Genomic DNA, 25,547 nt, shown 5'->3' on the forward strand with positions numbered 1-25,547 from the left:
AGAGGCTGTCAACGTGACGTTGCTGTCAGGTCTTCTGCGGTATCGGCACTCTCAGTGGAAAGTTCGCACCGATAGCACCCAAAAAAGGGAGCAAGGTCTTGCCTCCCTTTTACCTTTCCGTGAGCCGCATGCGCCAGTGCCCCGCCGGGGGCGCCTGTCGGTTCCATCCCCGACCCGACAACCGGATCAGGTTTCACTGCCGGAACCCGGCCCCGTTCTTGCGGCTGCCATGGAGGGAAACATCCCCTAGAATCGCCGCACTTTTTCGAGGGAACGCGCATGATTGTCGGCATCGACCTGGGAACCACCAACAGCCTCGCCGCGGTATGGCGCGACGGGCAGGCCGTGCTCATCCCCAATGCCCTCGGCCAGGTGCTGACCCCCTCCTGCGTCAGCCTGGACGACCAGGGCCAGGTCCTGGTGGGGGCAGCGGCCCGCGACAGGCTGTTGACCCAGCCGCGGCGCACGGCCGCGGCGTTCAAGCGCTACATGGGGACCGACCGCCGCCTGACGCTGGCGGATCGCGAGTTCCGCCCGGAGGAACTCTCGGCGCTGGTGCTGAAGTCGCTGAAGGCCGACGCCGAAGCCTTCCTGGGCGAGCCGGTCACCGAGGCCATCATCACGGTGCCGGCCTACTTCAACGACACGCAGCGCAAGGCCACGCGCATCGCCGGCGAACTGGCGGGCCTCAAGGTGGAGCGCCTGCTCAACGAGCCGACCGCGGCGGCGCTGGCCTACGGCCTGCATCATGCCGACCCGGAATCGCAATTCCTGGTGTTCGATCTCGGCGGCGGCACCTTCGACGTGTCCATCCTGGAGCTGTTCTCCGGCGTGATGGAGGTCCGTGCCACCGCCGGCGACAACTACCTGGGCGGCGAGGATTTCGCCGGCATCCTGGTGGATGCCTTCCTGGCGCAGCATGCCGGCGCACTGCGCCTGGACCCGAAGCGGCTGAGCCCGGAGCAGGCGGCCCGGCTGCGCAGCGAGGCGGAACGCGTCAAGCGCGAGCTGTCGCACAAGGACCCGGTGCTGATGAGTTGCCGCGAGGGCGAGCTCGAAGCGCAGTGGAGCGTCACCGCCGACGCCTTCGAACGCCTTGCAGCCAACCTGCTGCTGCGCCTGCGCACGCCGGTGGAGCGCGCCCTGCGCGACGCGCGGATCAATGCCGCCAGCCTGCACCAGGTGGTGCTGGTGGGCGGCGCCACGCGCATGCCGATCGTGCACCGGCTGGTGGCCAAGATGTTCGGGCGCTTCCCCAACCGCGAGATCAACCCGGACGAAGCGATCGCCATGGGTGCCGCCGTGCAGGCCGGTCTCAAGGCCCGCGACGCGGCGTTGAGCGAAGTGGTGCTGACGGACGTCAGCCCCTACAGCCTCGGTATCGAGACCACCGAGGAATACGCCGCCGGCCAGTACCGGCCGGGCGTGTTCATGCCGGTGATCGAGCGCAACACGGTGATCCCCGCCAGCCGCTGCGAGGTGATCTCGCCGCTGCACGATTACCAGACGATGATCGAACTGCGCATCTACCAGGGCGAAAGCCGCTCGGTGCAGGAGAACGTCCTGCTGGGCCGGCTCAACGTGCCGCTGCCGAAGAAGCCGCGCGGGCAGCAGCAGGTGGAGGTGCGCTTCACCTACGACGTCAATGGCCTGCTGCTGGTGGAGGCCAAGATCCTGGCGACCGGCACGGTGGAGAAGCTGCTGATTGAGCAGAGCCCCGGCGCGATGAGCCAGGACGATATCCGGGAAAGCCTCGGGGCGCTGGAGCAGCTGCGGATCCACCCGCGCGAGCAGTCCGAGAACGTGGCCATGCTGGAGCGCCTGAAGCGCCTCTACGAGCAGCATCTCGGCGAACGCCGCGAATGGGTCAGCCAGCAGCTGTCGGCGTTCATGACGGTGGTCGAGCGGCAGAACCCGCGCGACATCGCGCACCTGCGGCTCCAGCTGGGCGATGTGCTGGACCAGTTCGAGGACACCCCGCTGGGCTGATCCGCGATCCATGAATATCTGGCAGGAACTGGGCATTGCCCCCACCGGCGATCTGCGCGCGATCAAGCGCGCCTACGCCGCGCGCCTCAAGCAGGTGCACCCCGAGGATGACGCCGAGGGCTTCCAGCGCCTGAGGGCGGCCTACGAGCATGCGCTGCGGCTGGCTGAACAGGGGGCCGAACAGGACGCACGCGAACAGGCCGCAGGAGAGCCACCGGCGCCGCCGGTCGCCGAGGTGATCCTGGAGATGCCCGTAAATCTCGCCAAGCCGATACCGGCAGACGATCGCTTGCGGCCGGTGGCGCCGCTGCCGCCGCCGGTGGCGGCGATGGCCCGGCCGCCCGCGCCTCTGGAAGTCGCCCGGACGCTGTGCGCGGAACTGATGCAGACCTACGCGCAGCAGCGCGTGCCCCAGCTCCGGCACCGGCTGCAGCATCCGGACTGGCAGCTGCTGGATTTCCAGACCGCCATCGAGCAGGCCGCGCTGGACGTCCTCACGCAGCGCTTCGACGACTATATGGAACTGATCCCGGTTTTCGCCGAGGTCTACCGCTGGGGCGATCCCGGCGAGGTCGTGCAGCGCACCGACCCCCGCCTCTACGAGCTCTGGCACCGCCGGCAGGCACGCCGGTGGCGCCTGGAGGTCGAGGAAGATCGCCGGCACAGCAGCCTGACCCGGCGCAAGGCGCTGGCCCTGCTGCTCGGCGCCCCCGACGAGAAGCCGTTCCGGCGCTTTGCGCGCTGGTCGGAGCAGCTCAAGGCGATGCAGCAGCTGCTGGAGGACCTGGAGCAATCGCAGCGCGCCGCGCTGCACTTCGAGATCAACCGGGAATCGGCGGACTGGTGGCGCGAGCGGATAGGCCAGCATCGCCTGACGTTCGACCAGGCCGGCCTGCTGGTCCTGGCCGGCCTGCTGCTGGGGGCGCTGCCCCTGCTCGCCCTGACCAACTTCCTGCTCACGGAATGGCAGCTGGACCTGTTCAGGTACCCGGCCGTCGGAATCGCCTGCATGCTGGCGGCCTGCTCGCCGCCGCTGCTGGGGAATGCCGCGCTGCGCTGGTGGAAGCGGAAGATTCACCAGGGCGTCTTCCGCTCGCCGCAGGAGATCCGTCGCCTCTGGACGACGGAACCGCGGCGGCGGAGCGTGCTGGTGTCGGTGGCGATTTTCAGTGGCGCGATGTCCCTCATGGCGCCACTGTCGCCGTGGTTCCTGCTCTGCAGCCTCACGGGCTTTGCCTGGCTGGCGTTCCACTACAGCCTGGGCTATGCCACGGTCGTGATGGGCATCTATGCCTGGCCCCTGGCCGGGCTCATCGCCTTCGGCACGTTCCTGGCCGCACAGCTGACGGGGCTGCAGGGCCTGCCGGTCGGCGCCCGGCAGCTGCTGTTCGCGCATCTGCTGGCGTCCTACCTGTTCCATCCGCTGACCCAGTTGCTGGTCCGGGCAAAGCTGCGGCTGACCCGCTCGGGCTTCGAGAATCCCCTCAACGTGGCCTTCGGCATCACATTCTTCGCCGGGCTGGCGCTGCTGCTGTCCTGGCGGATCCTCGAATTCCGCGAGGCGAATGTCGAGGAAGCCCGGACGGTGCCCATCACGATCGACTACGGCAAGCCCAAGCCCCCGGCGCCGCCCGCTCCGGCGGAGGCCAGCCAGCCGCCGACGGAGCTGTTCAGGTTGCCGACGGCGCCCACGCCGGCCCCGACCGCGCAGCGCCCCCTGAGCGATGTCAGGACGCGAGCGTCGGCTTTGCAGGATGCGATCGCCGGCGCGTATCGCAAGCACTACAGCCTCGTCAGCCCACCACCCGATGGCGCGCAGATGACGCTGCACTTCACGGTGATGACGGACGGCAGCGTGGGCGACGTGCAGGTGACGGACTCCGGCTTCACCAGCCGCGATTTCGAACGGGACGCGATTGCCGCGGTCAGCGGCTTCCGCTATTCCGCGAAGCAGGCGTACGCCCCCAGCCGTTTCAGCTACCGTTTCGACTCCGATCTTGAGCGCCCCTCGCGGCCGGAAAAGGAGGTCGCAACGCTGGCGCCCCTGATCAACGGGACACTTCGCGAGGCCGAACGCAGCGCCTTCGGCGAGGCCGCCGTGCCGGCCGGCGCCCGGATCACGCTGCGCTTCCGCGTGGAGCCCGACGGGCGCGTCTCGCGCGTGACGGTCGTCTCCTCCAGCTTCGGCCGGACGGAGTTCGATCGGCTGGCGCGCGAGGGGCTGCAGCGGCTGCGCTTCCCCAGCGTGCCGGGTTACCGGGCCACGGACTTCTTTCAGGAGTATGGCGATTCCCCCCGTCCCGCAGGCTCTCTCGCTCCAGGTGCACCGCCGGCCGCAGCCAGCGGGCAGGAGCGCCCGCAGAGCAGCCTGCGCGACAGCCTGCCGCAGCTGCGCACGCGCTTCAACCTGATCGCGCTCGACTACTACCAGGACCGCCAGCCGCCCGCCTTCGCCCGGATGATCATCCGCTACACGGTGATGCCCGACGGCGCGGTCGGCGAAGCGCGCCTGGAATACTCCGGCTTCGACAACCCCGAGTTCGAGCAGCGCTTGCTGGCCGACATCAAGAGCTTCCGCTTCGCCGCCGACGAGCGCTACCGCCCCACGACCTTCACCGAGCGCTACTCGCTGAGGCCTCCCGGAACGCCACCGGAGGCGCCGGCCACGCCGTAGCGCCGTTTTCGCGAGCGCGCCACCGGCGCATCGGCGGTTCTGGCAGGCTAGATGCTCCAGACAAGTGCAACGACAGGTCGATGCTGAAGAATATCTGCGTGTATTGCGGTTCCAGCCCGGGGCGCATCCCGGCCTACGCCGAAGGCGCCCGCGCGCTGGCGGCGGCTCTGGTGGAGCGCGGTACCGGCCTGGTCTACGGCGGCTCCAACCTCGGTGTGATGGGCGTGCTGGCCGACGAGGTGCTGCGCCTGGGCGGGCGCGTCACCGGCGTCATCCCGGAGACCCTCGTGGAAAAGGAGGCGGGGCACCCGGGCCTGAGCGAACTGCGCGTGACGCGCTCCATGCACGAGCGCAAGGCCCTGATGGCGGAACTGTCCGACGGCTTCATCGCCCTGCCCGGCGGGCTCGGCACGCTGGAAGAAATCCTGGAAATCTGGACCTGGGCGCAGCTGAGCCTGCACGACAAGCCCTGCGGCCTGCTCGATGTGGCCGGCTACTACGAGCGCCTGGGGGCATTCCTCGATCACGCGCAGGCCGAAGGTTTCGTGCGCCCGCAGCACCGTTCGATGATGCTGGTGGACGATGATCCGCGGCGCCTGTTGCAGCGCTTTGACAGCTACGTGGCACCGCCGCCGACACGCTGGGTGGAACGCGCGGGCGGCTGAACCGGTCTCAAGGCCTGCACAGCATGGATTCGTCCCCGGGGCTGGAGTAGTCTGCCCCGACCACCCCCAGCCAGCGCGAGGGAATCATGAAGCTCACCGTCAATGGCACCGCGCATGAAGTGGACGCGCCGCCCGATATGCCCCTGCTGTGGGTGCTGCGCGACCTGCTGGGGCTGACCGGCACCAAGTTCGGTTGCGGGCTCGCGCAATGCGGTGCCTGCACCGTGCACCTCGACGGTGCGCCCCTGCGCTCCTGCATCACCCCGGTGGCCGCGGCCGCCGGCAAATCCGTAACCACGATCGAGGGCCTGTCGGCCGACGGCAGCCACCCGGTGCAGCGCGCCTGGGCGGAGCTGGACGTGGTCCAGTGCGGCTACTGCCAGTCGGGCCAGATCATGTCGGCGGTCGCGCTGCTCGCGGCCAAGGCCAGGCCCAGCGACGCCGACATCGACGCCGCCCTGTCCGGCAACATCTGCCGCTGCGGCACCTACCAGCGCATCCGCGCCGCGGTGCACCGCGCGGCGGAACTGTCCAAGACCTGAAACCCCACGGCGCTCCGCGGATGCGGAGCGCCGGCACGTTACGGAGCACTGCCGTGAACGACCTGAGCAACACTTCCCGTCGCGACTTCCTCAAGACCGGCGCCCTGGTGGGCGGCGGCCTGGTCATCGGCTTCACCGTGCCGGCGGCCAACCGCTTCGCGCACGCGGCCTCCCCACCGCCTGCGCCCGCGGCGCTGCCGCCGGCCAACGCCTTCCTGCGCGTGGGCAGCGACGACAGCGTCACCGTGCTGCTTGCCCACTCCGAGATGGGCCAGGGCATCTGGACGGCGCTGCCGATGCTGATCGCCGAGGAGCTGGACGCGGACTGGTCGCGGGTGCGCGTGGCGCATGCGCCGGCGGCGCCGGTGTACGCGCACATCATGTTCGGCATGCAGATGACCGGCGGCTCCAGCAGCACCTGGTCGGAGTTCGAGCGCTATCGCCAGGCCGGCGCTACTGCAAGAGTGCTGCTGGTGCAGGCGGCGGCGCAGCGGTGGGGCGTGAAGCCGGCCGACTGTCGCGTCGACCAGGGCGTGGTCAGCAGTGGCGCGCATCGCGCGCGCTTCGGCGAGCTGGCCGACGCGGCCAATGCCCTGCCGGCACCCAAGACCGTGGCATTGAAGGACCCGAAGGACTGGAAGCTGATCGGCAAGGCAACCAGGCGTCTCGACACCCCCGAGAAGATCACCGGCCGCGCCGAGTTCGGCATGGACGTGCGCTTCGACGGTCTGCTGACCGCCGTGGTGGCGCGGCCGCCCGTGTTCGGCGCGAGCGTGAAGTCCTTCGACGCCACCAGGGCCAAGGCGATTCCCGGCGTGCGCCAGGTGCTGCAGGTGCCCAGCGGCATCGCCGTGGTGGCGGACCACTTCTGGGCCGCCAAGCTGGGCCGCGACGCACTGGTGGTGAACTGGAATCCCGGGCCGAACGCGGCGCTGGACAGCAAGGCCCTGAAGGCCGAGTTCGGCCGCCTGGCCGACACCCGCGGCCTGCGTGCCGCCAAGGCCGGCGACAGCGGCCGCGCGCTGAAGAAGGCCGCGCGCACGCTGCAGGCCGATTACAGCGTGCCCTACCTCGCGCATGCGCCGATGGAGCCGATGAATGCCACGGTCAGGATCGGCCGCGACAGCTGCGAGGTCTGGGCCGGCACGCAGTTCCAGACGCTGGACCAGATGGTGGCCGCGCAGATCACCGGCCTGAAGCCCGAGCAGGTGCAGATCCATACCATGTTTCTCGGCGGCGGCTTCGGCCGGCGTGCGACGCCCACTTCGGATTTCGTCAGCGAGGCGGTGCACGTGGCCAAGGCCGCGGGCCGGCCGGTGAAGACGGTGTGGACGCGCGAGGACGATGTCCGCGGTGGCTACTACCGCCCGGCCTACCTGCATCGCGTGAGCATCGGCGTGGATGCGAAGGGCTGGCCGATGGCCTGGCAGCATGCCGTGGTCGGCCAGTCGATCCTCGCCGGTACGCCGATGGAGCCGCTGATGGTCAAGGACGGCATCGACGCCACTTCGGTCGAGGGCGTGTCCGACTCGCCCTACCTCAAGGAAGTAAAAGCCCACACGGTGGAGCTGCACTCGCCGCAGACCGGCATCCCGGTGCTGTGGTGGCGCTCGGTGGGCCACAGCCACACCGCCTTCGTGATGGAAGGACTGATCGACGAACTGGCGCTGAGCGCGCAGCAGGACCCGGTGGCCTACCGCCGCGCGTTGCTGCAGAAGCACCCGCGACACCTCGGCGTGCTGGACCTGGCGGCGCGCAAGTCCGGCTGGGGCTCGCCGCTGCCGGCCGGCCGCGCGCGCGGCGTCGCGGTGCACGAGTCCTTCGGCAGCACCATCGCGCAGGTGGCGGAGGTGTCGGTGCAGGACGGGCGCATCCGCGTGCACCGCGTGACCTGCGCGATCGACTGCGGCATCGTCGTGAACCCGGCGGGGGTCGAGGCGCAGATGGAATCCGGCATCGCCTTCGGCCTGGGCGCCGCGCTGCACAGCCGCCTGGAGTTCCGCGACGGCCGCGTGCAGCAGTCCAACTTCCACGACTTCCAGGTGCTGCGCCTGGACGAGATGCCGCAGGTGGACGTGCATATCGTCTCCAGCACCGAGAAGCCCGGCGGCGTCGGCGAACCCGGCGCCGCGCCGATCGCGCCGGCCGTGGCCAATGCCATCGCCGCACTGACGGGACAGCGGCTGCGCGAACTGCCGCTACAGCTTTCGGCCTGAAGGAAGACGACATGCGCATGCTCCATTTCGTTTTCCTGCCGCTGGTCTTTGCACTCGCATCCTGCAGCGGCGCGCCGCCACAACCGACACCGGAGGCGCGCGCCGAGGCAATCGCCGCCTTCGCCACGGTGCAGCAGGTGTTCCAGCATCCGCGCTGCCAGAACTGCCACATCCCCGGCGATGCGCCGCTGCAGTTCGACGAGGGCCGCCCGCATGCGCAGGGCGTGCTGCGCGGTCCCGACGGCCACGGCGCGCCGGGCCTGCCCTGCGCCACCTGCCATGCCGACAGGAACCCTCCGGCCTCCTATGGCCCGCACGCACCGCCGGGGGCTCCGCACTGGGCGCTGCCGCCACCGCACATGAAGATGGTGACCCTCGGCCTGTCGCCGCAGGAGCTGTGCCGCGACATCCAGGACAAGAGCAAGAACGGCGGCCGCGACTTCCCGGCGCTGATCAAGCACGTGGCCGAGGACAAGCTGGTGCTCTGGGGCTGGAACCCGGGTGGCACGCGCGCGCCGGTGCCGGTGCCGCATGACCGGTTCGTGGCCGCCTTCAAGACCTGGGCGGCGGCCGGCGGCCCCTGCCCGAGCGAGGGCACGCAGGCCCGGCGCTGATACGCGGGGCCAATCACGGGAACCGCAGCGATGACCGCTTCCACCGAGGTGCACGCGCTGCTGCTCGCGGCAGGCAACGCCAGCCGCTTCGGCAGCGCCAAGCAGCTGGCGCTGATCGGCGGCGTGCCGCTGGTACGGCACGCGGCGCTGGCGGCGCTTGCCACCGGCTGCCCGCTGACCGTGGTCACCGGCGCCTACGCCGACGAAGTCTTGGCGGCGCTGGCCGGCCTGCCGCTGACGATCCTGCGCAACGACGACTGGCAACAGGGCATGGGCAGCTCGCTGGGCTGCGGCTTCCGCCATGCACTTGCCGGGGATTCCGCCGGCACGCTGGTCTGCCTGGGAGACCAGCCGCGGGTGGGCGAAGCACAGCTCCGGCGCGTCATCGAAGCCTGGAAGGAGACACCGCAGTGCATCGTCACCGCTGACCTGGGGGATGCGATGGGCCCGCCCTGCCTGTTTCCGCGGGCCTGGTACGCGGAGCTTTCCAACTGGTCCGGCCCGCAGGGCGCACGCAAGCTGCTGGAGCGCCATGCACAGGAGGTGATCCGCGTGACGATGCCGGAAGCGGCGGTGGACGTGGATACGCGGGAAGACTACGAGCGGCTGATTTCTTGATCCCCTCTCCCGCTGGCGGGAGAGGGGTTAGGGTGAGGGTGGTGCAGCGGCGGTTACGCACATCACATCCGATTGAGGGCTCCACCCTCACCCCAGCCCTCTCCCGCCAGCGGGAGAGGGAGACAAGCAACAACCACACATCAGTCCGCGACGATGCCCTCGCGCGCCATGGTCTGCGTGCCCACCATCAGCATGCGCAGCATCGTCACCATCTCCTCGATCAGCTGCGGATGACGCTCCGGCGGCAGATCCATCGCCGCGGTGCCCATCGCGAACACCAGCCGCGTGATCGCCTTGGCCGCCAGCCGGGGCTCGTAGATCGGCAGCTTGTTGAGCGCGGCCAGGCGGATCAGGTCGACGCAGAGCTCGTCCTCGAAGGAACGCAGCTCCTTTTCCACCGCCTGCTTGAAAGCCTCCGAGCCCACCGTGCCCTCGCGCAGCACGATGTGCAGCAGCTTCTGGTCGGCGCTGAGCTGCTCCATGAAGGTTTCCACCGAGCTGCGCACGATGCTGCGGCCGCTGGCAGCGCGATGGCGCGCCTCGCCGATGATCGCGCGCAGCGAGCGGCCAGCCTGGTCGATCAGCGCAATGGCCAGCTCGTCCACGTCGCGGAAGTGGCGATAGAAGCTGTTCGGCGCGATACCGGCCTCGCGCGCCACCTCGCGCAGGCTCAGCGTCGAAACGCTGCGGTTGGGCCCCACCAGCTTGAGCGCGGCGGCGATCAGATCTTCCCGTGTAATCACCGGCTTGCGCCCCTGCGGGGCAAGGCTGCGACGCGCGGTGCGCGCGGCGGGTCGGGTCCTGGTGGGGGTGCTCATGCCCCTATCATAACGAATAATTAATATACATATGTATAGACAACTGTACTCTCATCTGTATAATCCGGCCCATGAACAGCCTTTCCAGCCCCGCCCGCCTGCTCGGCGCCGCCGTCTCGGCCCCGGTTTTCGACTTCTGGAGCCGCCAGTTCGGCAGCATCCAGGCCTGGGACCGCTGCCTGGCCCGCGTCGTCGCCCGCCAACAGGAATCCGCCAACGCGGTGAGCCTGACGCTGCAGCCCAACCGCCGCTTCGGCGGCTTTGAACCGGGCCAGCACGTCAACCTGACCGCCGAGGTGGAGGGCGTGCGCGTCACCCGCAGCTACAGCTTCACCCAGCCGCCGCGCGCCGACGGCCTGCTGCGCCTGACGATCAAGCAGGTGGAGGGCGGCAAGCTCAGCACGGCGCTCTGTGCCCTGCGCCCCGGCGCGGTGGTGGAACTCGGCGAGGCCTATGGCGAGATGAACCTGCCGCAGGGCCCGGGCCGCTATCTGTTCCTGGCGGCCGGCAGCGGCATCACGCCGCTGATGAGCCTGAGCCTGGCGCTGGAGCAGAACCCGCAGGCCGAAGCGACGCTGGTCTACTGGGCGCAGCAGCGCGCGGAACTCTGCTACGCCGAGGAACTGCGCCAGCTGGCGGCGCGCCTGCCGCGCCTGCGCCTGCACTTCGTGCTGACGCGCGAGCCGCTGCGCCTGGCCGGCGAACTGGCCCGCCGCCTCGATGCAGGGCTGCTGGAAACGCTGGCGCCGGACCTGGACGCATTGCAGGTCTATGCCTGCGGCCCGCGCGGCTTCGTCGACCAGGCGCGCCTGCTGGCCCAGGGCCGCGCGCTGCGCTTCCACGGCGAGGCCTTCACCCCGCCCGCGCTGGCGCCCGGCGGCGGCAGCGTGCGCGTGACGCTGCGTGCCAGCGGTCGCAGCCTGGACGTGCCCTCGGGCGTGCCCTTGCTGGCCGCGCTGGAAGCCCAGGGACTGCGCCCGGAATCGGGCTGCCGCATGGGCCTGTGCAACACCTGCGCCTGCCGCCTGGTCGAGGGCGTGGGCCAGAACCTCAACAACGGCGAAACCATTTCCGAACCCGGCAGCGAACTGCGCATCTGCACCAGTGCCGCGCGCAGCGACCTGACGCTGGACCTCTGACAAGAACTTTTGACCATGACCCAAGCCACCACACTCAATCGACCGCTGTCCGCCGCCGAGATGGACGCCTTCGGGCAGGAGCTCGACGCCCTGCGCAGCCGCACGATGGCGCAGGTCGGTGCCGAGGACGCGCGCTACATCCGCCGCGTGGTCGCCGCCGTGCGCTACATCGAGGCGGCCGGCCGCGCCCTGCTGTTCTTCGGCGCGTTTCCGCCGGCCTGGGTACTGGGCACGCTGCTGCTGGGCCTGTCCAAGATCCTGGAGAACATGGAGTTGGGCCACAACGTGATGCATGGCCAGTACGACTGGATGCGCGACCCGCAGCTCAACGGCAAGACCTACGAGTGGGACATCGTCGCCACCGGCGACAACTGGCGCCACACGCACAACTACAAGCACCACACCTACACCAACGTGCGCGGCGCCGACGACGACATCGGCTACGGCCTGCTGCGCCTGTTCCCGGAACAGCGCTGGCGCCCCTTCTTCCTGTTCCAGCCGATCATCGCGGTGATCTTCGCGCTGCTGTTCGAGTGGGGCGTGGCGATCCAGCGCCTGGAGCTGGGCAAATACTTCAGCGGCCGCAAGACCAAGGCGCAGCTGGCCGAGGAGTTCCGCCCGCTGGGCCGCAAGATGCGCCGCCAGATCGTGAAGGACTACGTGGTGTTCCCGCTGCTGGCCGGTCCGTTCTTCCTGCCGGTGCTGCTGGGCAACGTGGTGGCCAACATCATCCGCAGCCTGTGGACCTACACCGTGATCTTCTGCGGCCACTTCACCGCCGACGCCGAGACCTTCCCCAAGAGCGTGCTGCTGAACGAAACCCGCGGCCACTGGTACCTGCGCCAGCTGCGCGGCTCGTCCAATCTCAGCGGCAGCAAGCTGCTGCACATCCTGACCGGCAATCTCAGCCACCAGATCGAGCACCACCTGTACCCGGACATGCCGGCACGCCGCTATGCCCAGGTGGCGCCGGAAGTGCGCGAGATCTGCACGCGCTACGGCCAGAACTACAACACGGGGTCGATGCTGAAGCAGTTCGGGCAGGTGGTGTGGCGCATCCTGCGGCATGCGCTGCCGAGCCGGCCTGGTGTGGTAACGCCGCTGGTCCAGCCGGTGGGTGAAGCGGCGTAGCTTGTGCTGTCCCCTCTCCCGCTTGCGGGAGAGGGTGGCCCGCAGGGCCGGGAGAGGGTTTCTGTAGAGCGTGACGGGGTTAATCCTTCCACCCTCTACAGAAACCCTCTCCTCGGCAACTGCTCCATGCGTTGCCCTACCTCGGGGATCCATCCCCTCGCCTACCCCTCTCCCGCAAGCGGGAGAGGGGACTTCCCTCCTCACTTCGACTTCAGCGCCTCCATCAGCGCCGCGCCCAGCGAACCCTGCTGAGGCTTCTGCGGGGCCTGCTGCGGCCGCGCCGGCGGGCGCGAGTCGCGGCGATCGCGGTCGCGCGGACCGGATGACGCGCGGCTGTCGCCGGCACCGCCGCGCGGTGTACCCGCATCGTCCTTCTTCATGGTCAGCGCGATGCGCTTGCGCTTGGGGTCCACCTCGACCACGCGCACCTTGACCACGTCGCCGGCCTTCACCACCTCGTGCGGGTCCTTGACGAACTTGTCGGCCAGCTGCGAAACGTGCACCAGGCCGTCCTGGTGGACGCCGATGTCGACGAAGGCACCGAAGGCGGCGACGTTGGTCACCGTGCCTTCCAGCACCATGCCGGGCTTGAGGTCCTTGAGGTCGTCGATGCCGTCGGCGAAGGCGGCGGTGCGGAACTCGGGGCGCGGATCGCGGCCGGGCTTCTCCAGCTCGGCGATGATGTCGCGCACCGTCGGCAGGCCGAAGTTGTCGTCGGCGAAGCGCTTGGCGTCGAGCTTGCGCAGCGTGGCGCTGTCGCCCATCACGGCGCGCAGGTCGCGGCCGCAGGCGGCGACGATGCGCTCGGCCAGGCCGTAGGCCTCGGGATGCACCGAGGAGGCGTCCAGCGGCTCGGCGCCATTGGGAATGCGCAGGAAGCCGGCGCACTGCTCGAAGGTCTTGGGCCCCAGGCGCGAGACCTCCAGCAGTTCGCGCCGCGACTTGAAGGCGCCGACGCCGTTGCGGTGCACGACGATCGCCTCGGCCAGCGAGCCGCCCAGGCCGGAGACACGCGCCAGCAGCGAGGCCGAGGCGGTGTTGAGGTCCACGCCCACGGCGTTCACCGCGTCCTCGACCACCGCATCCAGCGCGCGCGCCAGGCGGTACTGGTCGACGTCATGCTGGTACTGGCCCACGCCGATCGACTTGGGGTCGATCTTCACCAGCTCGGCCAGCGGATCCTGCAGGCGCCGCGCGATCGACACCGCGCCGCGCAGCGACACGTCCAGGTCGGGGAATTCCGCCGCCGCGGTGGCGGAGGCCGAGTACACCGAGGCGCCGGCCTCGCTGACCGTGACCTTGGTCGGCTTGGCCGAGCCCGGCAGCGCCGCGAGCAGTTCGCCGACCAGCTTGTCGGTCTCGCGGCTGGCGGTGCCGTTGCCGATGGCGATCAGCTCCACCTTGTGCTTTGCGATCAGGCGCGCCAGTTCCGCCTGCGCACCGCGCACGTCGTTGCGCGGCTGGAAGGGGTAGACCGTGGCGGTCTCCAGCACCTTGCCGGTGCCGTCGATGATCGCGACCTTCACGCCGGTGCGGATGCCCGGGTCCAGGCCCATGGTGGCGCGCGAACCCGCGGGTGCGGCCAGCAGCAGGTCCTTGAGGTTGCGCGCGAACACGCGGATCGCCTCTTCCTCGGCGCGCTCGCGCAGCTCGGTCATCAGGTCCATCGACAGCGAGAACGACAGCTTGACGCGCCAGGTCCAGCGCACCACGTCCATCAGCCAGCTGTCGGCGGCGCCCTTGGCGGGCACGATGGCGAAGGCCTCGGCGACCATGCGTTCCACCGGCTTCCAGGTGGACTCGTCCTCGGCGTCCACCTCGATCTCCAGCGCCAGCACTTCCTCGTTGCGGCCGCGCAACATGGCCAGGGCGCGATGGCCCGGCGCGGTGGACCAGCGCTCGTGGTGGCTGAAGTAATCAGAGAACTTGGCGCCGGCCTCTTCCTTGCCCTCGAACACCTTGGCGCGCAGCACCGCGCGCTCCTTCATGTACGTGCGCAGGCGGCCCAGCAGGTCGGCGTTCTCGGCGAAGCGCTCCATCAGGATGTCGCGCGCGCCATCCAGCGCGGCCTTGACGTCGGCCACCTCGGCGTTGAGGTATCCGGCGGCCAGTTCCGCCGGCACCACGCCGCGGTCGTCGAAGATGCGTTCGGCCAGCGGGCCCAGGCCCTTCTCGCGCGCGATCTCGGCCTTGGTGCGGCGCTTGGGCTTGTACGGCAGGTAGAGGTCTTCCAGCTCCGCCTTGCTTTCCACGGCGACGATGCGCGCCTCCAGGTCCTCGCTGAGCTTGCCCTGCGTGCGGATCGAATCCAGCACCGTCTGGCGCCGCGACTCCAGCTCGCGCAGGTAGGACAGGCGTTCTTCCAGCAGGCGCAACTGGGTGTCGTCCAGGCCGCCGGTGATTTCCTTGCGGTAGCGCGCGATGAAGGGGACCGTCGCGCCCTCGTCGAGCAGGCCCACCGCGGCGGCAACCTGCTGCGGACGGGCGGAAATATCGGCGGAGATCGTACGGAGGATGCGTTCGGCGGTAGCGCTCATGCGAATGACGGATAGGCGGCGTCACCGGGCGGCTTGCCATGCCCGGCGGCTGTTTCAGGGAATGGGGAAAGGGTTGGCGAGTAGCTTCCTGTCGCGAGGTAGCCGGGGCGGACAGCGCCCTTGGGAGATCGCTGCCGGCCGGGAATCAAGCTACTCGCCAACTCCGCGAACCATAGGCCGGCGGGCGGCGTATGGCAAGGAAATTTTTCCGTTTCGGGGGGTTGCATCCCCCGGCCGGCGTGATCACAGCAGGAACAGGACCATGGCCACCACGGTCGGCAGCGCCGCCCCCAGCAGCAGGCCGCCCGCGCCGATCGAACCGTCGCGGAAGCCGCCCTTGAGCAGCGACACGCCGGCCGGGTTCGGTGCATTGGCGATCACCGTGAGGCCACCGCCGGCCACCGCGCCGGCGACCAGCATGTACTTGGCCTCATCCGAAATCCCGGAGATCAGCGAGCCCAGGTAGGTCAGCGCGGCGTTGTCGGTGATCGCGGTCAGGGCGGTGGCGCCGAAGAACAAGGCCAGCGGTGACAGGCCCGAGATGATCGGCTGCAGCCACCATTGCTGCATGCCGCCAAGCACCACCAGGCCGGCCAGGAAGAACCCGACCAGCAGACCCTCCTTGAGGATCAGCGGGCTCTGGTGCGCGCCATAGGCCTGGGTGTAGCCGAGGAAGAACAGGAACAGCCCCAGGAAGATCACCGGGTGGTGGGCGAACAGCACCACGCCGGCGAGGAAGCCGAAGTGGATCAGGCTGACCAGCAGCGGCACCGGCTCGCTGTGCTCCGCTTGCACCGGTTCGCGCAGATGCGCGCGCAGGAACCAGCACAGCACCGTGGCGTTGACCAGCACCGCCGTCGCGGAGCGCCAGCCGAAGTGCGTCAGCATGAACGCCGAATCCCACTGCCAGGTGGCAGCCACCATCAGCACCGGCGGCGCGGCAAAGGAACTGAGCGTACCGCCGACCGAGATGTTGACGAACAGCACGCCCAGCGCGGCGTACTTGAGGCGCTCCGGCAGCGTTGTTTCGAACAGCGTGCGCAGCAGCATCAGCGCCGCCAGCGTCATCGCCGCCGGCTCGGTGATCAGCGAGCCCAGCAGCGGCACCAGCGACAGGCTCAGCCAGACCTGTGCCAGGCGCGTCGGCAGCGGCAGGGCACGGGCCACGGCGCCGACGCTGCGGCGCATCGACTCCAGCACCGGCCGCGAAGCCGCCACCACCATCACCACGAACACGAACAGCGGCTCGGTGTACTGGCGCGACTCGGCATAGGCCACCGCAGGTTCGCCACCCACCATCGTGGCCATGACCACGATCAGCACCGCGGCCCAGAAGCCGAACACGATCTCGACCTCGCCCAGCAGGTGCAGCAGGCCGGCATGGCGCGGGCTGCGGTGGGCCAGGCCTTCGAACAGCTTGGCGCTGAAGGTGTGCAGCAGGGCGACGGCGAAGAGGATCGCCGCGGCGATCTCGATATTGCTGGGATTCATGCACTGAGCCTAGCAGCTTCGATTCGGCACCGAATACCCGTCATGCCGGCGGAAGCCGGCATCCAGTCCCCGGCGGGAGTAGCCCCTGCACGACTGGATACCGGCTTTCGCCGGTATGACGATTGTCACGAAACTAGGCGGCGTCGCGGTGCATCACTGTTTCCTGCACGGGCGCGTCCGACACCTCCGCGCGCGACACCTCGGGCCGGTGCTGCGGCAGGGCCTCCGCCCAGCGCGGGAAGCGGCGCAGGAAGCGGAACACCAGGTAGGCCGAGGCCTGGCTCCACCAGCGCGGCTTGGGCGTGGACGGCGGCGGCACCTCGCGGCAGCAGTGGTCCATGAGCTGCTGCAGGCGCTCACGGAGATACCCGGTGAAGTCGCGGTCGCGGATCAGCAGGTTGGCCTCGAGGTTCAGCGCCAGGCTCAGCGGGTCGAGATTGCTGGAGCCCACCGTCGCCCAGTGGTCGTCGATCACCGCGACCTTGCCGTGCAGCGGCCGCTCGCAATACTCGTAGATCACGACCCCCGAACGCAGCAGGTAGTCGTAGAGTGTCACCGCCGCCCAGCGCATGATCGCCTTGTCCGGCGAGCCCTGCAGGATCAGCACGAGGCGCACGCCACGGCGTGCGGCAGCGCGCATCTCGCGCAGCAGGCGCACACCCGGGAAGAAGTAGGCGTTGGCGATGATCACCTCGCTGCGCGCGTTGCGGATCGCCGAACGGTAATAGCGTTCGATGTCGTCGCGGTGTTCCTGGTTGTCGCGGACGACCAGCAGCGCACGGGCCTTGCCGGTGCCGCTGGGGAAGGACTTCAGCGCCGGGACCCGGCGCCGGAACCAGCGGCGGCGCGACCGGCGATCGGGCGATTGCAGCGCCTCCTCCATCAGCTCGCGCATGTCTTCCACCACGGGCCCGGCGACCTCCACCGAGTAGTCCTGCTTGCCCAGGGGGCCGAACTCGCGCAGGTGGTCATGGGAGTAATTGATGCCGCCGATGAATCCGATGGCGCGGTCGATCACCACCAGCTTGCGGTGCAGGCGGCGCAGCGGGTTGACGCGGAAGTAGCCCATGAACTTGGGCTGCGCGTCGAAGAAGTGCACCTTCACCCCGACCGCGGTCATGCCACCGATGAACTCGTCCGACAGATTCGGCGAGCCGTAGTGATCCATCAGGACTTCCACGCGAGCACCCTTGCTGGCCGCCTCGATGAGTGCCGCTCGCAAATCGCGCCCCACCGGGTCGTCGAACAGGATGAAGGTCTCCAGCAGCACCTCGCTGCGGGCCGCGCGGATCGCCTCGAACACGCGCGGAAAGAACTCCTCGCCGTTCTCCAGCAGCCGCAGGCTGTTGCCCTCGCGCCAGCGTTCCCCGCTCATAGCGTGATCTCCGCGGTCAGCGGCGCATGGTCCGACAGATGCGACCAGGGCAGTTCGTGCAGCACCGCCGGCTGGCGCGCCGTGACATTGCGCACGTAGATCCGGTCCAGCGGCAGCAGCGGCATTCGCGCCGGGAAGCTGCGCGCGGCGCGGCCGAAAGCCTCGACGAAGACCTCGCGCAGGTTCGAGCCGCGGTGCAGCAGCTCGTGCGCGCGCTGGCGCCAGTCGTTGAAGTCGCCGGCCACCAGCAGGGGGGCGTCGGCCGGCAAGCCCTCGATCAGCCGGCACAGCAACCGCAGCTGCTCGCGGCGATGCGACTCGCGCAGGCCCAGGTGCACGCAGATGGCATGGATGTCGCGCCCGCTGACCGGCTCCCGCAGCACGCAGTGCAGCAGGCCGCGCCGCTCGGGGCCGCTCTGCGACACGTCGAGGTTGCGGTACCGCAGGATCGGAAACTTGGACAGCAGCGCGTTGCCATGGTCGCCGCCGGCATAGACCGCGTTGCGGCCGTAGGCGACATCCGTCCAGATGGTGTCGGCCAGGAATTCGTACTGCGAGGTCGCCGGCCAGTTCTCGTAGCGCGTCGAGTGCTCCTTGTGGGAGCCGATCACTTCCTGCAGGAAGACGACGTCGGCTCCCACGCCGCGCACCGCCTCGCGCAGTTCGTGCAGCACGAAGCGCCGGTTGAACACCGTGAACCCCTTGTGCGTGTTCAGGGACAGGATCCTGAACCTCAGGGGCTCGCCGGCAACTGCGTCCTGCGTTGCGGGAGCATCCATGGTCCACTCGCCGTCAGTCGGTTGTCGTCCGATGGTCGGCCGCGACGCATGAACCGTGGCTGAAGGGGAACCCTCGCAGGCCACACGGTTCCAATAAGCCATAAGGAGTCCGGATTCCATGGACAGGAAGCGGCGCTGGCACCGGCTGGCGGGCAGGAGCATCGCGGTGCTGTTCTTCGTGCTGGTGGTGGCGCTGCTGGCCGACCGCGCGCACACGATCGACTGGCCGGCCGTGGGCCTGGCGCTGCGCAGCTACCAGGCCCCGGTCCTGCTGCAGGCCCTGCTGCTGACGGTGCTGGGGCATCTGGTGTTCAGCGCCTACGACCTGATCGGCCGCCGCTATGCCGGCCATCACCTGCCCGCGCGCCGGGTCCTGGCCGTCGCCGGCGTGAGCTATGCCTTCAACCTCAACCTGGGCGCCACCCTGGGCGGCATGGGCTTCCGTTACCGGCTGTACTCACGGCAGGGCCTGGGCACACGCCAGATCCTGCGCGTCATCGCCCTGGCGCTGGCGACGAACTGGACCGGCTACCTGCTGGTGGCCGGCCTGGTGTTCACGCTCGCCCCGCCGGAGCTTCCGGCAAACTGGCCGGTGAACGAGATCGCGCTGCGCGGTGCCGGCGTCTTGCTGCTGGGCCTGCTGGCGGCATGGCTATGGATGTGCAGCTTTTCGAAGCGCCGCGACTGGCAGTTCCGCCACCTGCACCTGGTGCTGCCCAGGCCGCCGATGGCGCTGGCACAGCTGGCGCTGTCGGCCCTGAGCTGGACCATGATCGCGGTGGTGATCTACAGCCTGATGCCCGACCCGATGCTGCTGGCCACGGTGATGGGCGCCTACTGTCTCAGCACCCTGGTGACCCTGGTGATCCGCATCCCCGGCGGCCTGGGCGTGGTGGAGGCCGTGTTCATCGCCCTGCTGAGCCCGGCCTACCCCGAGGTGCAGCTGCTGGCGGCCCTGCTGGCCTGGCGCGCGATCTACTACCTGCTGCCGCTGCTGCCGGCGATCCCGGCGTGCGTGCTGCTGGAGACGCGTTGGCGCCACGACCGCCACAAGGTTGCCTTGATGTAGGAGCGGCCGTTGGCCGCGAGCGCCGGTCAACATGATGACCGGCCTTCGCGGCCAGCCGTTGGCTCAGGCGAGGACTGACTCAATGTCAGTCCGAGATAAGCCAACGGCCGCTCCTACAATTCGTGTGTAAGCCTACAGCGTCGGATCGTCGGCAATGCGCGAGCGCCGCGCGCGGCGCAGCGAGGCGGTGGCGGCCGTTTCCTTGCCACCTGCTTCCTGCTTGAGGTCGGAGCGCTCGTCCAGCCACTGCGCGCTGGCTTCCCAGACGTTCTTCGGCGCGCCGCTGCCGAGGATCACGCCCATGTGGCCGCCGGGGGCGATGCGGAATTCCTTGTCCTTGGACGCCACCACCTCGATGCTGCGGCGCGCGATCTGCGCCGGCACGAGGATGTCGGTGGTGCCGGCGAACACCAGCAGGTTGGCCTTGATCTTGGTGAGATCGGCGACACGGTCGCGCACCTCGATGCGGCCGGCGGCGAGCTGGTTGTCGATGGCCATCTTCACGACCATGTCCTGGATCACGCCGCCGGGGTACAGCAGCATGTTGTTGAGGTAGTCGGCGGTGGTGGAATAGCTCTCGACGAAGTCGCGGTCCCAGAGCCGCGCCAGCAGGTCCCAGTAGGTGGTGACGGCACCGACCGGGTCGGTCATCTTGAAGGCCAGCGTGGTCAGCCAGCCCGGCGCGTGCATGCGGATGGGATCCAGCATGTGCAGGCGCAGGGAACTGAAGCGGCGCACCAGCTTGGCCGGCGTATTCAGCACGGTGGCACTGCGCGCGACGAGGCCGCCGCCGCGCAGGTCGATCGGGCTGGCGATGGTGATGAGATTGCGGATGTGCTTGTCCTGGGTGAAACCCATGTGCATCAGGCACAGCAGGCCGCCCATGCACCAGCCCATCAGCGACACTTCCTTCACGCCGGAGTGAGCACGCACCTCGGCCAGCGCAGTGCCGAACATGTCGATCGCGTAGTCCTTCAGGCCCAGGCCGGCGTGGCGCTTCTCGGGCTTGCCCCAGTCGATCAGGTAGACGTGGAAGCCGCGCGCGGCGAGGTAGCGCACCAGGCTGCGCTGCGGCAGCAGGTCGAAGGTTTCGGTGGTCACGCCCAGCGGCGGCACCAGGATCAGCGGCACCGGGTGGCGCTGGTGCCGCACCGGCATGCGCTCGCCGTCGGCGGACTCGATATGGGACTCGGCCGGCGGCGGGTAGTAGCGCACCGACATCGGGTCGCCGCTATAGACCGTCTCGAAGGGAGTGAGGCCCGACTTGATCAGGGTCTCGCGCAGGAACAGCCAGTCGAAGGCGTTGTCCGCCATCGCCAGCAGGCGTTCGTTGAGCTTGAGCCCCTGGTCGAGGGCTTCCTTCTGCAGTCGATTCATCCATTCTCTCCCGGTCGCATTAGCCTAACGCCAATGCGGACCGGGGGAGAATAGCGATTCAGGCCCTGCGGCGCTGTGGCTCTGCGGCCACCCGGGCCGGACGGCGGTGCACGTCGTCCAGGAAACGGCCGAGTTCGCGGGTGAACAGCGCCGGCGAATCGAACTGCACGCAGTGGCCGGCGCCGTCGAAGCGCACGATCTCCACGTCGGGCACGTAGCGGGCGAAAGCCATCTGGCCCTCGATAGGGTACATCTTCGAATGGGTGCCGGCGAAGACGCGGAAGATCTTGCCCTGCGTGCGGCCCACCGAGTCGCGCCAGTCGTGGTCCAGCTCGGCGTAGGTGCGCATGATGTCGATGTAGACGCGCCACTGCCCGGTGCCGGCCAGACGCTTGATCAGCGGCTCGAAGCGGCCGAGGCTGAACAGCTTCTGCAGGCCGCGGTTCTCCACCGCGTCGGCACCGAAGCGCGCCAGCTGCTGCCACATGCGGCCGCGCAGCTTCTTCGGCAGCTCATGGAACGGCGTGTAGGGCGCGTGCTCGCCGAGGTCGGCGATCAGTTCGCGCAACTCGCCGCGGAACTCGTGGTGGCGCTCGCCGAACAGGCCCCAGGGCCAGCCGGCCTTGCCGGTGACGCAGGGCGGGTTGTCGATGTTGAGATAGCCGGAGACGCGGTCGAAGCCGTAGCGGCGCTGGTACTCCAGCGAGGTGCAGGCCCCCATCGACAGGCCGGCCAGCGCGGGCTGGTCAAGATCCAGCGCGGTCAGCAGGTCTTCGAGATCGTCGGCGTGCTGTTCCAGCGCGTTGGCCTTGCGGATCGGCAGCAGATGCGAGCCGCCGAAGCCGCGCAGGTCCGGCAGGATGAAGCGGTTGCGCAGCGCCAGCGGCGCCACGAACGGCAGCCACATCCAGGCGTGCATGCCGAAACCGTGAAGAAGTACACAGGCCGGACCACGGCCGATATCCCAGTAATGCATTCGTGCGCCATCGCGCAACGTCACATGCGGCATGTTGTCGCAATCCTTCGGGCAATCTTTTTTAGGGAGACCCGCGCAAGCCGCGCAGGCGACGTCCGGAGTATGGGCAGAAGGCCCGGCCTCGGCGCGCAGCATCAGGCCTGCGGTTGCCGGGCAACGACGGACGGTGTACGACTCCCTGTTCTTGTTCTCCCCGCCATCTCCCTGTCGGCGGGTCCTGGAACGCATTGTTACGCCATTGCGGCGTGCTGCGCTACCCCAGGGCGACGAAGGGGAATTCGGCATGCAAGATGGGGATTCGTCATACCGGCGAAAGCCGGCATCCAGTTCTGCAAGAAGCTTTGGTCCGCAAATGGACGCAAATAAACGCGAATGCTGTGACGCTCATATTTGCGTTCATTCGCGTTCATTTGCGGACTGCCTGTCTGGACTGGCCGCTAGCGGATCGCCGCCGGCTCCAGCTGCCCGCACACCGCCAGCAGGCGATACGCCGCCGCCGTGCGATCGCGGCGGCTGTTGGCCAGGCTCACCTGCGCCGACAGCAGCTCGCGCTCGGCGTCGAGCAGGTCCAGCGTGGTGCGGCTGCCTACCTGCAGTTCCTTGCGCACGCCATCCAGTGCGTAGTCAGCGGCCTGCACCTGCGCCTCGAAGGCCGGCACGCGCTCTCGCGAAGCCTGCAAGGCTTCCCAGGACTGGATCACCGATTCGTCCACCGCGCGCTGCGCGTCGGCCGCCAGTGCGCCCGCCTGCTCTTCACGCGCCTCGGCTTCGCGCACGCGGGCGCGCACGCCGCCGCCCTGGTAGATCGGCAGCTGCAGTTTCACCAGCGCCGACCAGCGGTCGATGCGGTCGTAGCCGAAGTCGGTGTTGTCGGCGGTGTTGGCCTGCGCGTCGAAGGACAGCTGCGGCATCGCCGCGGCACGCGCACCGGCGACACCGGCCTTGGCGGCGTGCTGCTGTGCCTGCGCCTCGCGCAGCAAGGGCGAGGACCGCGCCTGCTGCAGGGCTTCGGCCAGCGTCGCCGGCAGTGCCGGTTCGGCGGCGGTCTCGGCCAGCGTTTCCGGGGCCGCACCGACGACGCGCTCGAAGCTCGCCGCCGAGCTGCGCAGCGCGGCGCGGGCGCCGGCCAGCTCGGCCTGCGCGCCGGCGACGCGCGCCTGCGCCTGCGATACGTCGGTGCGTGTCGCTTCGCCGGCGTCGAAACGCTTTTGCGTGTCGCTCCCCGCCGTGGTCAGCGCGCGCAGGTTGGACTCGTTGAGGTCGATCACGATGCGGTCGCGGGCCACGCCGAGGTAGGCGTTGACCGCGGCCAGCAATACCTGCTGGCGCGTCGCCACCTGGCGGCTGCCGGCCCCTTCGGCGGTGCTCGCGGCGGAAGCGTAGGCGGCATCGAGGCGGCCGCCGGCGTACAGCGGCTGCGTCAGCTGCACGCCGGCGGAGTTCGGCGTGCGCGTGCCGGAGGGCGGGAACGGCGAGTCCACCTGGAAATCGGAACGGCCGATGTCGGCGGCGAGCCCGATGTTGGGGCGGTAGCCGGCGCGGGCCTGGTCCATCTCGCCCGCCGCGGCAGCGACGTCGGCATCGGCGGCGCGGATGCGCGGGTCGTTGCGCAGTGCCAGTTGCGCCGCCTCGTTGAGGCTCAGGGCCTGGGCCGCCGGGGCGGCAAGCAGCAGCGCAATCAAAAGAGGACGCTTCATCGCGGGTCTCCGGGTTTCAGCTTTGCGAGCGGCGGCAGCCGTTGAGGAACAGGCGCACCGAGTACTGCAGGAATTCGTCAAGGCTCTCGCCCTCCGGCATCGGCGGCATGCCGTGCAGGGCGCGGAACATCGGATAGGTACGCACTAGGTTCATGAACTGCACCGCCGACCAGTCGGCCCTGGGGCAGTCGAGAACCCCTGCCTCATGCTGGTCGCTGAGATAGCCGGCCAGCAGCGCCAGCCCGCGCTTGGGGCCGGCCTCGTAGAAGCGCTCCGCCAGTTCGGGGAAGCGGTCGGCCTCGGCGATCATCGCGCGGTGCATCGCGATGCGCCCCGGTGCCAGGAACAGCTGCACCACGCGGCGCGCGAACTGCAGCAGCACCTGCTCCACGTCGGCCCCGGGGGCGCTGCCGCGGCCGGGGAACTCGGCGCTGTCGAGCAGCTGCTGGCACTGCGCGGCGATCATCTCGCCGAACAGGCCTTCCTTGCTGCCGAAGTACTGGTAGACCGTGGCCTTGGAGCCGCCGACCCGCTGCACCACCTCGTCGATGCTGGCATTGGCATAGCCATGCTCCAGGAAGATCTCGCGGGCGGCATCCAGCAGCGCCGCCCGGCGCAGCTCGCCGCGGCGCGTGGCCGGCGGAGGGGGTGACTTTTGCGGTTTGACTTTCGGCACGGGCGGGCAGAGAATGAACTGTAACGTTCAGTACATTATCACCCTGCCCCGCCCGAAACAAGACGGACCGGAAACACCGAGGAGCCCGCAACAATGACCGCCGAAAAACGCCAAGGCCTGCGCCTGATCATCCTGGGCACGCTGCTGGTCGGCGCCATCGCCCTCGGTGCGCGCTGGTGGCTCCACGGCCGCTACATCCAGTCCACCGACAACGCCTACGTGCGCGCCGACATCACCGCGATCACGCCGCGCATCAGCGGCGAGATCGTCGAGGTGGCGGTGCGCAACAACCAGCAGGTCAGGAAGGGCGACCTGCTGGCCCGCATCGACCCGCGCGACTACGAGGCCCGCGTCGAGAACGCCCGCGCCGCCGTGGCGGTGCGCGAGGCCGCGCTCAAGGCCAACGTCGAGCAGAAGAGCTATCAGGCCGCGATGATCCGCGAGGCCGAGGCCAATGCCGTGGCCGCCGGTGCCGACCGCCAGCGCCTGGAGAAGGACTGGCAGCGCGCCGACCGCCTGGTCAAGGAAGGCGTCGCCAACCAGGCGCGCCTGGACACTGCCAGCGCCGCCTTCAAGTCCGGCAGCGCCCAGGTGGAACGCGCCCAGGCCGGCGTCAGCGCCGCGCGCCAGCAGTCGGCGACGCTGGATGCCGACCGCGGCCGCCAGCAGGCGGAACTGGAAGCCGCCCGCGCCATGCTCAAGCTGGCCGAGATCGACTACAGCGCCACCGAGCTGCGCGCGCCGGTCGATGGCGTGGTGGGCGATCTTGCCGCCCGCGTCGGCGAGCGCGTCAATGCCGGTCTGCGCCTGCTGTCGCTGGTGCCGCTGCAGGCAGTGTTCGTGGAAGCCAACTTCAAGGAAACCCAGCTCACCGGCATGCGCGTGGGCCAGGAAGCCGAAATCCAGATCGACGCCTATCCCGACCAGCCGCTGAAGGCACGCATCGACAGCATCTCGCCCGCCAGCGGCGCCGAGTTCGCGCTGCTGCCGCCGGACAACGCCACCGGCAACTTCAACAAGATCGTGCAGCGCGTGCCGGTCAAGCTGGTGTTCGACAACCCCGGCGAGCTGGCCGGCCTGCTGCGTCCCGGCATGTCGGTGGATGTGTCGGTGGACACGCGCACCGGCGCCGCCGTGAGCACCGCCAGCGCGCAGTAGCTTCAT

General features: G+C 69.3%; 20 protein-coding genes. 11 read left to right on the plus strand and 9 right to left on the minus strand.

All coding sequences use genetic code 11. The annotated features are described in order from the left end of the window. Window positions 1-279 precede the first annotated feature (279 nt). The 7 genes from D0B54_RS21890 to D0B54_RS21920 all read left to right on the plus strand — a co-directional run bounded on the left by D0B54_RS21890 (window position 280) and on the right by D0B54_RS21920 (window position 9,318). Window positions 280-1,989, plus strand: coding sequence for an Hsp70 family protein (locus tag D0B54_RS21890; RefSeq protein WP_117294134.1), 1,710 nt, complete (start codon window positions 280-282; stop codon window positions 1,987-1,989). Between the two features lie 10 nt (window positions 1,990-1,999). Further along, a complete protein-coding gene (locus D0B54_RS25100) occupies window positions 2,000-4,663 on the plus strand; it encodes a TonB family protein (protein WP_117294136.1) in 2,664 nt (887 codons plus the stop codon). 80 nt (window positions 4,664-4,743) lie between these two features. After that, complete coding sequence (locus D0B54_RS21900) at window positions 4,744-5,328, plus strand: TIGR00730 family Rossman fold protein (RefSeq protein WP_117294138.1); 585 nt, start codon at window positions 4,744-4,746, stop codon at window positions 5,326-5,328. An 86-nt stretch (window positions 5,329-5,414) separates the two neighbouring features. Next, window positions 5,415-5,870 carry a (2Fe-2S)-binding protein gene (locus D0B54_RS21905; RefSeq protein WP_301331505.1) on the plus strand — a complete coding sequence of 152 codons (456 nt, stop codon included), beginning with the start codon at window positions 5,415-5,417 and terminating at the stop codon, window positions 5,868-5,870. Between the two features lie 53 nt (window positions 5,871-5,923). Further along, window positions 5,924-8,086 carry a xanthine dehydrogenase family protein molybdopterin-binding subunit gene (locus D0B54_RS21910; RefSeq protein WP_205527208.1) on the plus strand — a complete coding sequence of 721 codons (2,163 nt, stop codon included), beginning with the start codon at window positions 5,924-5,926 and terminating at the stop codon, window positions 8,084-8,086. A gap of 11 nt (window positions 8,087-8,097) precedes the next feature. Then, window positions 8,098-8,700 (plus strand): hypothetical protein, encoded by a 603-nt coding sequence (locus D0B54_RS21915; RefSeq protein WP_117294144.1) that lies wholly within the window; start codon window positions 8,098-8,100, stop codon window positions 8,698-8,700. Window positions 8,701-8,730: 30 nt separating this feature from the next. Further along, window positions 8,731-9,318 (plus strand): nucleotidyltransferase family protein, encoded by a 588-nt coding sequence (locus D0B54_RS21920; RefSeq protein ID WP_117294146.1) that lies wholly within the window; start codon window positions 8,731-8,733, stop codon window positions 9,316-9,318. A 140-nt stretch (window positions 9,319-9,458) separates the two neighbouring features. Here D0B54_RS21920 and fabR read toward each other — a convergent pair whose 3' ends face one another. Further along, the gene (gene fabR / locus D0B54_RS21925; RefSeq protein WP_117294148.1) at window positions 9,459-10,136 is read right to left on the minus strand and encodes an HTH-type transcriptional repressor FabR; all 678 of its coding nucleotides are present in this window, start codon (window positions 10,134-10,136) and stop codon (window positions 9,459-9,461) included. A 71-nt stretch (window positions 10,137-10,207) separates the two neighbouring features. Between fabR and D0B54_RS21930 the strand changes: the two genes are divergently transcribed. Together D0B54_RS21930 and D0B54_RS21935 are read left to right on the plus strand one after the other, a co-directional pair. After that, window positions 10,208-11,275, plus strand: a complete 1,068-nt coding sequence (locus D0B54_RS21930; protein ID WP_117294150.1) for a ferredoxin reductase — start codon at window positions 10,208-10,210, stop codon at window positions 11,273-11,275. Window positions 11,276-11,290: 15 nt separating this feature from the next. Next, on the plus strand, window positions 11,291-12,406 hold the full coding sequence (locus D0B54_RS21935) for a fatty acid desaturase family protein (protein WP_117294152.1): 1,116 nt from the start codon (window positions 11,291-11,293) through the stop codon (window positions 12,404-12,406). Window positions 12,407-12,606: 200 nt separating this feature from the next. Here D0B54_RS21935 and D0B54_RS21940 read toward each other — a convergent pair whose 3' ends face one another. From D0B54_RS21940 to D0B54_RS21955, 4 genes are all read right to left on the minus strand, one after another. Further along, window positions 12,607-14,943, minus strand: a complete 2,337-nt coding sequence (locus tag D0B54_RS21940; RefSeq protein WP_117294154.1) for a Tex family protein — start codon at window positions 14,941-14,943, stop codon at window positions 12,607-12,609. Window positions 14,944-15,186: 243 nt separating this feature from the next. Continuing rightward, window positions 15,187-16,434, minus strand: coding sequence for a putative Na+/H+ antiporter (locus D0B54_RS21945; protein ID WP_117294156.1), 1,248 nt, complete (start codon window positions 16,432-16,434; stop codon window positions 15,187-15,189). A 133-nt stretch (window positions 16,435-16,567) separates the two neighbouring features. After that, window positions 16,568-17,809: a cardiolipin synthase ClsB gene (gene clsB / locus D0B54_RS21950; RefSeq protein ID WP_117294158.1), complete on the minus strand. Its 1,242-nt coding sequence runs from the start codon at window positions 17,807-17,809 to the stop codon at window positions 16,568-16,570. Further along, the gene (locus tag D0B54_RS21955) at window positions 17,806-18,588 is read right to left on the minus strand and encodes an endonuclease/exonuclease/phosphatase family protein (protein ID WP_117294160.1); all 783 of its coding nucleotides are present in this window, start codon (window positions 18,586-18,588) and stop codon (window positions 17,806-17,808) included. Before D0B54_RS21955 ends, clsB begins: the two co-directional genes overlap by 4 nt. A gap of 118 nt (window positions 18,589-18,706) precedes the next feature. On the opposite strand from D0B54_RS21955, the gene D0B54_RS21960 reads away from it, so the two are divergent. Continuing rightward, a complete protein-coding gene (locus D0B54_RS21960) occupies window positions 18,707-19,657 on the plus strand; it encodes a lysylphosphatidylglycerol synthase domain-containing protein (RefSeq protein WP_117294162.1) in 951 nt (316 codons plus the stop codon). A gap of 132 nt (window positions 19,658-19,789) precedes the next feature. Here the strand turns inward: D0B54_RS21960 and D0B54_RS21965 are convergent, their stop codons facing one another. The 4 genes from D0B54_RS21965 to D0B54_RS21980 all read right to left on the minus strand — a co-directional run bounded on the left by D0B54_RS21965 (window position 19,790) and on the right by D0B54_RS21980 (window position 24,383). Then, window positions 19,790-21,034 (minus strand): alpha/beta fold hydrolase, encoded by a 1,245-nt coding sequence (locus D0B54_RS21965; protein ID WP_117294164.1) that lies wholly within the window; start codon window positions 21,032-21,034, stop codon window positions 19,790-19,792. 58 nt (window positions 21,035-21,092) lie between these two features. Next, entirely contained in the window at window positions 21,093-22,295 is a 1,203-nt protein-coding gene (locus D0B54_RS21970) for an alpha/beta fold hydrolase (protein ID WP_117294166.1), read from the minus strand. Window positions 22,296-22,447: 152 nt separating this feature from the next. Further along, the gene (locus D0B54_RS21975) at window positions 22,448-23,707 is read right to left on the minus strand and encodes a TolC family outer membrane protein (RefSeq protein WP_117294168.1); all 1,260 of its coding nucleotides are present in this window, start codon (window positions 23,705-23,707) and stop codon (window positions 22,448-22,450) included. Window positions 23,708-23,723: 16 nt separating this feature from the next. Next, on the minus strand, window positions 23,724-24,383 hold the full coding sequence (locus D0B54_RS21980) for a TetR/AcrR family transcriptional regulator (protein ID WP_117294170.1): 660 nt from the start codon (window positions 24,381-24,383) through the stop codon (window positions 23,724-23,726). A 93-nt stretch (window positions 24,384-24,476) separates the two neighbouring features. Between D0B54_RS21980 and D0B54_RS21985 the strand changes: the two genes are divergently transcribed. Next, the gene (locus D0B54_RS21985; protein WP_117294172.1) at window positions 24,477-25,541 is read left to right on the plus strand and encodes an HlyD family secretion protein; all 1,065 of its coding nucleotides are present in this window, start codon (window positions 24,477-24,479) and stop codon (window positions 25,539-25,541) included. The last annotated feature ends 6 nt before the right edge of the window (window positions 25,542-25,547 follow it).

This window comes from Solimonas sp. K1W22B-7 (assembly GCF_003428335.1).
Taxonomy (GTDB): Bacteria; Pseudomonadota; Gammaproteobacteria; order Nevskiales; family Nevskiaceae; genus Solimonas_A.